General features: G+C 71.4%; 9 protein-coding genes. 5 read left to right on the top strand and 4 right to left on the bottom strand.

The genetic code is table 11. The features are described from left to right. Positions 1-119: 119 nt before the first annotated feature. The 4 genes from DKG74_RS12600 to DKG74_RS12585 are packed head-to-tail and all read right to left on the bottom strand — an operon-like array spanning position 120 to position 2,824. Positions 120-1,304, bottom strand: coding sequence for a CCA tRNA nucleotidyltransferase (locus DKG74_RS12600; RefSeq protein WP_243404116.1), 1,185 nt, complete (start codon positions 1,302-1,304; stop codon positions 120-122). After that, positions 1,301-1,576, bottom strand: a complete 276-nt coding sequence (locus tag DKG74_RS12595; RefSeq protein WP_109906268.1) for a DUF6111 family protein — start codon at positions 1,574-1,576, stop codon at positions 1,301-1,303. Before DKG74_RS12595 ends, DKG74_RS12600 begins: the two co-directional genes overlap by 4 nt. Position 1,577: 1 nt before the next feature. Beyond that, the gene (locus DKG74_RS12590; RefSeq protein WP_109906266.1) at positions 1,578-2,207 is read right to left on the bottom strand and encodes a CoA pyrophosphatase; all 630 of its coding nucleotides are present in this window, start codon (positions 2,205-2,207) and stop codon (positions 1,578-1,580) included. Next, positions 2,204-2,824, bottom strand: a complete 621-nt coding sequence (locus tag DKG74_RS12585; RefSeq protein WP_109906264.1) for a DUF1285 domain-containing protein — start codon at positions 2,822-2,824, stop codon at positions 2,204-2,206. Before DKG74_RS12585 ends, DKG74_RS12590 begins: the two co-directional genes overlap by 4 nt. 96 nt (positions 2,825-2,920) lie before the next feature. Between DKG74_RS12585 and DKG74_RS12580 the strand changes: the two genes are divergently transcribed. The 5 genes from DKG74_RS12580 to DKG74_RS12560 all read left to right on the top strand — a co-directional run bounded on the left by DKG74_RS12580 (position 2,921) and on the right by DKG74_RS12560 (position 10,787). Then, positions 2,921-3,919 (top strand): AAA family ATPase, encoded by a 999-nt coding sequence (locus DKG74_RS12580; RefSeq protein WP_109906262.1) that lies wholly within the window; start codon positions 2,921-2,923, stop codon positions 3,917-3,919. Between the two features lie 15 nt (positions 3,920-3,934). Further along, a complete protein-coding gene (locus DKG74_RS12575; RefSeq protein ID WP_109906260.1) occupies positions 3,935-4,804 on the top strand; it encodes a DUF58 domain-containing protein in 870 nt (289 codons plus the stop codon). A 1-nt stretch (position 4,805) separates the two neighbouring features. Beyond that, a complete protein-coding gene (locus DKG74_RS12570) occupies positions 4,806-7,505 on the top strand; it encodes a DUF4159 domain-containing protein (protein WP_109906258.1) in 2,700 nt (899 codons plus the stop codon). Next, positions 7,502-9,562, top strand: coding sequence for a hypothetical protein (locus DKG74_RS12565; RefSeq protein ID WP_109906256.1), 2,061 nt, complete (start codon positions 7,502-7,504; stop codon positions 9,560-9,562). Before DKG74_RS12570 ends, DKG74_RS12565 begins: the two co-directional genes overlap by 4 nt. 82 nt (positions 9,563-9,644) lie before the next feature. Next, positions 9,645-10,787 (top strand): acyl-CoA dehydrogenase family protein, encoded by a 1,143-nt coding sequence (locus DKG74_RS12560; protein ID WP_109906254.1) that lies wholly within the window; start codon positions 9,645-9,647, stop codon positions 10,785-10,787. The last annotated feature ends 90 nt before the right edge of the window (positions 10,788-10,877 follow it).

Here is a 10,877-nt window from a genome sequence, read left to right as displayed (position 1 = left end):
GCTATAATCGACCATTCCTTGTCCGACAGATCGAAGCGGGCCATGAGCGAACTCCCTTGTATCAGGAAGTTTGAATCACGGCTCCGCTTCTTTGGGAATCCCGTTTATGGGTACAGAACCTAGACGCCGAGCCGGCGCCTCGCCTCCAACAGGCAGGCCTCGCGAAGGGGCGGCGGGTCCTGCGCCAGCCACCAGTCCAGCAGCACCTTCATCAGGGCGCTGACCGCGGGGCCGGGCGCCAGCCCGAGCGCGAGCAGATCGCCGCCCTTCAGGGGGAAGTCCGGCACGTCGAGGGCAGCGATCCGCGCCGCCAGCACAGGGTCGCCCGCCAGCAGGGCCCGGTCCTCCGCCGCCTGCCGGCCGTGCAGGGCGATCAGCCGGCGAAGACCCGCCGCATCGTCCGGCAGGGCCTCCGCCACCAGCGCCGCCGACAGCCGCGCTTTCTGCGCGTTGGACAGGCGCAACCGGCCGGCGACCTCGGCCCCGACCAGTGGCAAGCCGGGCAGCAGCGCGGCAAGGCGGAGCAAGGGGTCGCCCGACAGGGGCAGCAACCGGGCCAGCCGGGCGCCATCCGCCGCCTCGGGCAGCAGCACCGCGAGCACGCCGCAGTCCGCCATCAGGCCGACAGCCTCCGCCGCCCGGGGCAGGGCCAGGGTCTTCAGCAGCTCCGCCGCCACCCGTTCGGCCGACAGGCGGGTCAGTTCGGCCCGCGCCGCGGCGATGGCACCGAGCGCGGCGGCATCGGCCGGACATTGCGCGAAACGGGCATGGAAGCGGAAGAAGCGCAGTGCCCGCAGATAATCCTCGGCGAGGCGCGCCTTCGCGTCGCCAATGAAGCGCACCCGCCCGGCGGCCAGATCGGCGAGTCCGCCGACGGGATCGAACAGCGCGCCGTCCGGATCGGCATAAAGCGCGTTGATGGTGAAATCGCGCCGCGCCGCGTCCTCGCGCCAGTCACCGGTATAGGCGACGGTCGCGTGGCGGCCGTCGGTCTCGACATCGCGGCGCAGGGTCGTCACCTCGACCGGGACATGGTCCGCGATCACCGTGACCGTCCCGTGGTCGATGCCGGTCGGCACCGCCTTGAGGCCGGCGGCCCGTGCCCGGGCCATGACCGCCTTCGGCTCGAGCGGGGTGGCGATGTCGATATCCGCCGGCACCTCGCCCAGCAGCGCGTCGCGCACGCAGCCGCCGACGAAACGACAGCACGCGCCCCCGGCCGAGAGCGCGGCGACGACCGCGGCGACCGGAGCCGACTGGCGCCAGCCGCCGGGGGGCAGCCGCGCGGGCAGCGCCCTCGTCACGGGGGGCCGGCCTCGATCCGGCCGGGAACCAGCTTTCCGTCCTGCATATGGGCTGGAATATACCGGCCGCCCGCCGGCTCCCCGCCGAGGAAGGCAAGGCCAAGGGTGACCATGATGGCGAGCATCAGCGCGATGGCGACCAGCGGCACCCAGGGCAGCGGCCGTTTCTCGGGCGGCAGGCGCTCGCGCCAGCGCTCGAACCGCAGCCACATGAGGTAGGAGACGAAGGGCAGGGCGAAGGCCGCCAGATAAAGCAGGATGATGCGGCCCATGTCAGACCTTCCCCAGGCGGGTTGCCAGATTGACCAGCATCCCCGCGGTCGCGCCCCAGATGTAATGTTCGCCATAGGGCATGGCATAGAAATAGCGTTGCACGCCGTTGTATTCCCGGCTCTGCCGCTGGCGGTTGGCCGGATCCATCAGGAAGTCCAGCGGCACCTCGAAGATCTGCGCCACCTCGCCCGGATCGGGCCTCAGGCTGAAGCCGGGGGTGAGGAAGCCCACCACCGGCGTGACATGAAACCCGGTCGAGGTCTCATAGGCATCGAGAAACCCGGCGACCGAGACGTAATCCGGGCCGAGGCCAATTTCCTCGGTGGCCTCGCGCAGGGCGGCGGCGACCGGGTCGCGGTCGCCCGGCTCGATCCGGCCGCCGGGAAAGCTGATCTGGCCGGCATGGTTCTTCAGGTGATCGGTCCGCCGGGTCAGCAGGACGGTCAGGCCGGAAGGGTGCTCGACCAGCGGCACCAGGACGGCGGCCGGGCGCAGGATGCGGCCCGCCGGCACGATTGTGCGCATATCAGGATTGAGGTCGAAATCGCCGATCCGCGGCACCGACACCGGGCCGTAGTCGGCGGGATCGAGCTGATGGCGCAGGCGCGCCGCGATATCGACCGGGGTCATGCCGCGTCCCCCGCCGCCGTGCCGTCCAGCCGGCCCAGCGACCAGAAGCGCCCCGCCGACCAGACGCCGAGTTCGCCCACCGCCCCCTCGACCGCGGCATTGACCAGTTCGTAGAACACCGCCCGGTTGATCAGCGCGTCCAGCCGGTCGCGCACCCGGACATAAGGGGAAGGCTCGCCGGTGACAGGGTCGATCTCGACCCGCAGGGGGTGATCGGCGTCGAGGGTGAATTCATCCTCGACATTGGTGCGGAAACGAATCACCTGCGCCTCGCCCTCCCCCTCGATCTCGGCCGCGACGACGAGGAAGGGGGCGTCGACCACCCGGATTCGCACCTTCTCGACCGGGGTCACCAGGTAATAATCATCATCCGCGTCGCGCAGCAGGATGGTCGAGAACAGCCGCACGAGGGGCGCCCGGCCGATGGGCGATTTCATGTAGTGCCAGCTGCCGTCGCGCCGGATTTCGATGTCCATGTCGCCGCAAAACGGCGGATTCCACAGGTGAATGGGCGGCAGGCCGCGCTTGCCGCCCCCGGCCTCGCCGACGGCGGCCCGCGCCGCCGCGGCCAGCCCCTGGGCGTCCGGTAGTCTTCCCCTGTCGTCGCTCGCTGCCATGAGCCCCTGTTCCTGACACAATCATGCGGCCATCTGGTGGCGCTGCCCGTTTTCGGGTTAGCCTCGTTCCGGTCCTTCCTCAATATAGTGGGCACAATGGCGAACGTCAGCGATGGCCGCGAGGCTCTGGTTCAGGAAATCGACCGCCTGGGGGCGCGACTCGGCAGCCTGAGGAGCGCCATCGGCGAAATGGTCTTCGGTCAGGAGATCGTGATCGAACAGGCGCTGGTCACCCTGCTGGCGGGCGGCCACGGCCTGCTGGTCGGCGTGCCCGGCCTCGCCAAGACCCGCCTCGTCGAGACGCTGGGCACCGTGCTTGGCCTCGAAGAGCGGCGGGTGCAGTTCACCCCCGACCTGATGCCGGCCGACATCCTCGGCTCCGAAGTCCTGGAAGAGGGCGAGGACGGCCGCCGCGGCTTTCGCTTCGTGCGCGGCCCCGTGTTCTGCCAGCTGCTGATGGCGGACGAAATCAATCGCGCCAGCCCGCGCACCCAGTCCGCCCTTCTCCAGGCGATGCAGGAGGGCGAGGTTTCGATCGCCGGCCAGCGCCATCCGCTGCCCCGGCCGTTCCACGTCCTCGCCACCCAGAACCCGCTGGAGCAGGAGGGGACCTATCCCCTGCCGGAAGCCCAGCTCGACCGTTTCCTTCTCGAAATCAACGTCGACTATCCCGATCGCGCCGCTGAGCGGCAGATGCTGATCGCGACCACCGGGGCCGGCGGCGCCACCGCCCGCCGCGTGCTCGAGCCGGGGGAACTCGCGCAGGCGCAGGGTCTCGTGCGGCGGCTGCCGGTCGGCGAATCGGTGGTCGACGGCATTCTCGACCTCGTCCGCTCGGCCCGGCCGGGCGGCGAGGGGCGGGCCGACCTGACCCGGCTGATCGCCTGGGGCCCGGGCCCCCGCGCGGCGCAGGCGCTGATGCTGGCCTGCCGGGCGCGGGCGCTGATCGACGGCCGCTTCGCCCCCTCGAAAGACGATGTCGTCGCCCTGGCGGCGCCCATCCTGCGCCACCGCATGGCCCTGACCTTCGCGGCGCGCGCCGAGGGCGTCACCGTCGGCCATGTCATCGAGCGGCTGGTCGAGCCGCTGCGCTAGGGAGCATTCCGCAAGGTGCCCGTTTCCGCGCTTTCCGGCGAAGCCCTCGGGGCCAGCCTGCCGCCGCTCCTCGTCGAGGCGCAGCGGGTGGCGGCGACCGTCGAACAGGGTGTGCATGGCCGCCGCCGGGTCGGCATGGGCGACAGTTTCTGGCAGTTCCGCCCCTACCGCGCCGGCGACGAAATCCGCGACATCGACTGGCGCCAGTCGGCGCGCGGCGACCGCACCTTCGTCCGCGAGCGGGAATGGGAGGCGGCGCAGACCGTCTTCCTGTGGATCGACCGCTCGCCCTCGATGGATTTTTCCAGCGCCAAGGGCCTGCCGACCAAGGCCGACCGCGCCGCCCTGCTTGGCCTTGCCCTCGCCTCGCTGCTGCTGCGCGGCGGCGAGCGGGTCGGCCTGATCGGCCGGGGCAGCGCGGGCCATGCCGGGCGGCCCTGGCTGCTGAACCTCGCCGAAATCCTGTCCCGGCCCGAGCCGTCACCCGCCAGCCTGCCCCCTCTCGCCGATCTGCCGCGCGATTGCCGGGTGGTGATCATTGGCGACCTGCTGCGCCCCGAGGCCGAGGTCGAGGCCCTGATCGAGGGATTCGCCGCGCGCGGCGCCCGGGGCCATCTGGTACAGATCCTCGATCCGGCCGAAGCGGAATTCCCTTTCGCCGGGCGCAATCGCTTCATCGGCACCGAGGGCGAGGGCCAATTGCTGGTCGGCCGGGCCGAAACGTTGGCGGAGGCCTATCGCCGCCGCCTCGCCGCCCATTACGACGCCATCGAAAATACAGCGCGGCGCATCGGCTGGGGCGTGATGCGCCATCGGGTCGACCAGCCGCCGGCGGCGACCCTGCTCGCCCTCTTCCTCGCCCTCGCCGATCTCGGGCGGCGCTGACATGGCTGGTCTCGGCGCCCTCGGCTTTTCCGCCCCCTGGCTGCTGCTCGGTCTCGCCGCGCTGCCGGTCATCTGGTGGCTGGTGCGCCTCACCCCGCCCGCGCCGCGCCAGACCCGTTTTCCCGCCCTCGCCCTGCTGCTCGATCTGCCCCAGCGTCAGGAAACGCCGGAGCGGACGCCCTGGTGGCTGATCCTGCTGCGCCTCCTGCTCGCCGGGCTCGTCATCATCGGCCTCGCCGGGCCGGTGCTCGACCCATCGCGCGCCGCGGGTGGCAGCGGCCCCCTGCTGATCGTGATCGACGACGGCTGGGCCGCCGCCTCCCACTGGCGGGAGCGGATCGCCGCGCTGGAGCCGCGCATCCTGGCCGCCGAAAGCGCCGGGCGCCCGGTCCGCCTGCTGACCACCGCACCCGATGCCGCCGGCCCCCGCCCGGCCCCGGCCCTGACCTCTTACGCCGAGCTGAAGGGTGCCGTCGCCGCCCTGTCGCCCAAGCCCTGGCCGGTCGACCGCGCGGCGGCAGCGAGGACGCTGGAGACCCTGCCCGACGATGCCGTCGGCGAAAGCCTGTGGCTGGACGACGGCCTCGAGGACGGCCACGCCGAGACGCTGGCCGGGGCGCTTCGCCGTTTCGGCCCGGTCACCCGCCTGTCCCTCGGCCCCGGCCACGCCGCCTTCGCCCTCGATGCGCCGCGCCTCGTGGCGGAGGGACTGGCGGTCGACGTCGCCCGGGCGGAGGCCGACGGCCCGCGCCGCCTGACCCTGGTCGCGCGGAGCGACAGCGGTCAGGTGCTCGGCCGCGAGGTGACCGAGATCGGACCGGACGAAGCCGGCCACAGCGTGACCATCGACCTGCCGCCCGAGCTGCGCAACAAGGCCGTCCGCATCGACATCCCCGAGGAAGCCTCGGCCGCCGCCACCCGCCTGATGGACGGGCGCTGGCGCCGCCGCATCGTCGGTCTCGCCTTCGAGGGCGGGGACGAGGCCCTGCGCCCCCTGGTCTCGGAAGCCTATTTCCTCGAACGCGCGCTCTCGCCCTTCGCCGACGTGCGCCGGGCACCGCTGGCCCGCCTGCTCGAGGCGCCGCCCTCGGTGATCGTGCTGCCGGACATCGGTCATGTCCCGGCCGCCCAGCGCCCGGCGCTCGAAGCCTTTATCGACAAGGGCGGCGTGGTGCTGCGTTTCGCCGGGGCGCGTTTCGCCGCCTCGGCCGACGATCTGCTGCCGGTCGCGATCCGCTCCGGCGACCGGGCGCTGGGCGGCGCCCTGTCGTGGACCGAGCCTGCCAGCATCGCCCCCTTCGCCGCCGACAGTCCCTTTGCCGGCCTCGTGCCCAGCCCGGAGGTCAAGGTCTTCCGTCAGGTCCTGGCCGAGCCGTCGCTGGAGCTGGATGCCCGCACCTGGGCCCGGCTGACCGACGGCACGCCCCTGATCACCGGGGCGCGGCGGGGCGCCGGCCTCCTTGTCCTCGTCCATACCTCGGCCAATTCCGACTGGTCGAGCCTCGCCCTCTCTGGTCTCTTCGTCGACCTGCTGCGCCGGATCACCAGCCTCGCCGAGGGTGAGGGCGGCGCCATCGAGGGCAACCGCGCCCTGCCGCCCCTCGCCAGTCTCGACGGCTTTGGCCAACTGGGCGCCGTGGCGCAGGGGGCCGGCCCTGTCGCCGCCAACCGGATCGCCGAAACCCCGGCGGGACCGCAGAGCCCGCCCGGCTTCTACGGCGACCCCGCCGCCCGTCAGGCCCTGAACCTGTCGCCCGATCTCGACAGTCTCGCGCCGCTGCCCGACATGGCCGGCGTCACCGTTGCCCTGCCCGAGGTCGCGGCGGCCGTCGCTCTCGGCCCCTGGCTGATCCTCGCCGCTCTCGCCCTGCTCGCCTTCGACATTCTCGTCGCGCTGCGCCTGACGGGACGGCTGGTGCCCACCGCCCTCGGCGCCCTCGCCCTCGTGCTCGCCCAGCCGGTCGAACGGGCCCGGGCGATGGAGGCGGCGGAGGCGGCGGCGGACATCCACCTCGCCTATGTCGTCACCGGTGATGCCGCGACCGACGAGATGAGCGAGGCGGGCCTGCGCGGCCTGTCCGCCGCGCTGAAGGAACGGACCTCGGTCGAACCGGGGGCGCCGGTCGGCCTCGACCTCGGCACGGACGAACTCGCGCTCTATCCCCTGCTCTACTGGCCGATGGTGGCGGGCTTCGATCCGGGGCCGGAGGCGATCGCGCGGCTCGACGGTTTCATCAAGGCGGGCGGCGTCGTGCTGTTCGATACCCGCGACATCGCGCAAGGCACGGGCACCCTGCCCGGCGGCGCCGGCTCGGCCGGGGACGAGACCCTGCGCCTCGTCCTGTCGCGCCTGGACGTTCCGCCGCTGGTGCCCGTGCCGGCCGACCATGTGCTGACCAAATCCTTCTACCTGCTGCAGAATTTCCCCGGCCGCTACGAAGGCGGGCAGGTCTGGGTCGAGGCCAATGCCTCCCCCGCCAATGACGGGGTCTCGGGCTATGTCATCGGGCCGAACGACTGGGCCGCCGCCTGGGCCGCCGACGAGCAGGGCCGCCCCCTCGCCGCGCTGGAGCCGGGCGGCAGCCGCCAGCGCGAGATGGCGCTGCGCTTCGGCATCAACCTCGTGCTCTATGCCCTGACCGGCAATTACAAGGCCGATCAGGTCCATGTCCCCGCGCTTCTGGAAAGGCTGGGGCAATGAGCATCGGCATCGACGCTTCCCCCCTCGTGCCCCTGTGGCTGATCGCGGCCGCGGCCCTGCTGCTTGCCGTGCCGACGGGGCTGGCGCTGTGGCGGCGCGGGCGGGGCGCCTTCCTGCGCCTGTTGCTCGGCCTTGCCCTGCTCGCCGTGCTGGTCAACCCGATCGCCAGCGAGGAGAAGCGCCGCCCCCTCGACGATATCCTGCTGCTCGCCGTCGACCGCTCGCCCAGCCAGCAGATCGGCACCCGCCCGGCCGAGACCGAGGCCGCCCTGACCGCCCTGCGCCAGAAACTCGCCCGCCTGCAGGGCATCGAGCTGCGGGAGGTGAGCGTGGGCGCCGATCCCGTCGGCACCTTGCTGATGGGGGCGGTCGGCCAGGCGCTGGCCGATATTCCGCGCGACCGGCTGGCCGGGGTGATCGCCCTGTCCGACGGCCGCGCCACCGACGCCGAAAGCCCGCCGCCCGGCCTCGCCGCGCCCTTCCACCTGCTCGCGACCGGAAAGCCGGGGGAGCGCGACCGCAGGGTCACCATCCTGGAAGCGCCGTCCTATGCCGTCATCGACAAGGAAGTCTCCATTCGCCTGCGCGTCGACGATGCCGAAGCCGGCGAGCGCATCGCCGGCATTCCGGCCCGCGTCACCATCGCCGCCGACGGCCGCCCGCCGGTGACGCGCGAGGTGCCGGTGGGCACGCCGGTGACGATCGGGGTGACGCCGAAGAAGCGCGGCCCCAACATCTTCGAGATTGCCGTCGCCCCCGGCCCGGCCGAGCTGACGCCGGCCAACAACACCGCCATCGTCTCGATCAACGGCATCCGCGACCGCTTGCGCGTCCTGCTCGTCTCGGGCGAGCCGCATATGGGCGAGCGGGCCTGGCGCAACATCCTGAAGTCCGACCCGTCCGTCGACCTCGTCCATTTCACCATCCTGCGTCCGCCCCAGAAGCAGGATGCGACCCCGGTGAACGAACTCTCGCTGATCGCCTTCCCGACCCGCGAATTGTTCGAGGAGAAAATCTCGGATTTCGACCTCGTCATCTTCGACCGCTATCGCCAGCGCGGCATCCTGCCGTCCAACTATCTCGGCAATGTCGTCGATTATGTCCGCAACGGCGGCGCCCTGATGATCGCGGCGAGCCCCGACGCGGACGAACCCCTGAGCCTCTTCGCCGGCATCCTGTCCGACGTGCTGCCGGCCCGGCCGCGCGGCCCGGATATCGACGCCGCGTTCCGTCCCGCCCTGACCGCCGCCGGCCGCCGCCATCCGGTAACCGCCGATCTGCCCGGCGCGGGGCCGCCGGGCGGGGAGCCGGCCTGGGGCCGCTGGCTGCGCATGTCGGACCTCGAGGCGAGATCGGGCACCACGGTCATGACCGGGGCCGGCGACCGCCCCCTGCTGATCCTCGACCGGGTGGGCCGGGGCCGGGTCGCCCTGCTCGCCTCGGACGAGGCCTGGCTGTGGCAGCGCGGTTTCGAGGGCGGCGGGCCGCAGGCCGAATTGCTGCGCCGGATCGCCCATTGGTCGATGCAGGAACCCGACCTCGAGGAAGAAGACCTGCGGGCCCATGTCGCGGGCGACACCATCACGATCGAGCGGCGCAGCCTGACGCCGCAACCGCCCCCGGTCGATGTCGAGGCCCCGTCGGGCCGCAGCCGCAACATCCGCCTGACCGATCACGACGACGGCATCGCGACCGCCAGCGTCGCCGCCGACGAGGCCGGCCTGTGGCACATCTCGGACGGCACGCGGGTGGTCAGCGTCGCGGTCGGCGATACCGGCGGGCGCGAGATGGCGGATGTCCGCGCCACCATCGACACCCTCGCCCCCCTCGCCCGGGCGAGTGGCGGCAGCACCCGTTTCCTGTCGGAAGACGGCGTGCCCGAGCTGCGCCGGGTCGATCCCGACCGCCCCGCCGCTGGCGGTGGCTGGATCGGCCTGCGCCGCAACGGCGCCTATGAGGTGACGGCGGTGACGCAAGTCTCCCTCTTGCCGGCCGCCCTCGCGCTGCTGCTCGCCCTCGGGTTGCTGCTCGGCGCCTGGTGGCGCGAGGGGCGCTGACGGCCCCCGCATTCCAACTGGCCCGCCATTTCGGAAAGTGCTTCACTCCCCCGCCGACAAAAATGACACCGGAGGGGAAGGCATGGCGATCGACCGCGAGACGCGCGCCCAATTCATCGAAACCCTGGGCCGCTTCGTGCGCGAGCGCCTGCGCCCCAATGAAGCCCGGGTTTCCGACGATGACGCCGTGCCGGCCGACATTCTGGCCGAGATGCGCGACCTCGGCCTCTACGGTCTCTCGATTCCCGAGGAATACGGCGGCCTCGGCCTCGCCATGGCCGACGAGATCGAGGTCATGTTCACCTTCTGCCAGACCTCGCCCGCCTTCCGCTCCGCCTTCGGCACCAATGTCGGCATCGGCGCGCAAGGGTTGATCATCGACGGCACGGCGGCGCAGAAGGCGAAATATCTGCCGAAACTGGCCAGCGGCGAACTCACCTCGTCCTTCTGCCTGACCGAGCCCGACGCCGGCTCCGACGCCGCCTCGCTGAAGACCAGCGCCAGGCGCGACGGCGACAGTTACATCCTGAACGGCACCAAGCGTTACATCACCAATGCGCCCAGCGCCGGCCTGTTCACGGTGATGGCGCGCACCGATGCCGCGATCAAGGGCGCGGGCGGCATTTCCGCCTTCGTCGTCGAGGCGGGCACGCCCGGCATCCGCATCGGCAAGCCCGAGAAGAAGATGGGCCAGCAGGGCGCCAAGATCGCCGACGTGATCTTCGAGGATGCCCGCGTGCCGGCGGAAAACCTGATCGGCGGCGTCGAGGGCAAGGGCTTCAAGACCGCGATGAAAGTGCTCGACCGCGGCCGGCTGCACATTTCCTCGGTCTGTATCGGCGTCGCGTTGCGCCTGCTCGACGACAGCATCGCCTATGCGAGCGAGCGGAAACAATTCGGCCAGCGCATCGCCGATTTCCAGCTGGTGCAGGCCATGCTGGCCGACTGCAAGACCGAGATTTATGCCGCGCAATGCATGGTGCGCGACGCCGCCAGCCGCTTCGACGCGGGCGAGAGCGTCTCGACCGAAGCCGCCTGCTGCAAATATTTCGCCTCGGAAATGGTCGGCCGCGTCGCCGACCGCGCGGTGCAGATCTTCGGCGGCGCCGGCTATGTCGCCGATTACGGCATCGAGCGCTTCTACCGCGACGTCCGCATCTTCCGCATCTATGAAGGCACCAGCCAGATCCAGCAGATGGTCATCGCCCGCAGCCTGACGAAGTGAGCACCGGACGAACAGCCAAGGCTTGATGACAACACGCCGACATCAACGAATTTTGACAACAGAATGATCCACTATTTTGTCGTCAACATT

Origin of the sequence: Zavarzinia aquatilis, assembly GCF_003173035.1 — a bacterium.
In the GTDB taxonomy this organism is placed as follows: domain Bacteria; phylum Pseudomonadota; class Alphaproteobacteria; order Zavarziniales; family Zavarziniaceae; genus Zavarzinia; species Zavarzinia aquatilis.
Note: the sequence above shows the minus strand (reverse complement) of the source record. Positions and strands in the feature narration are given on the sequence as shown.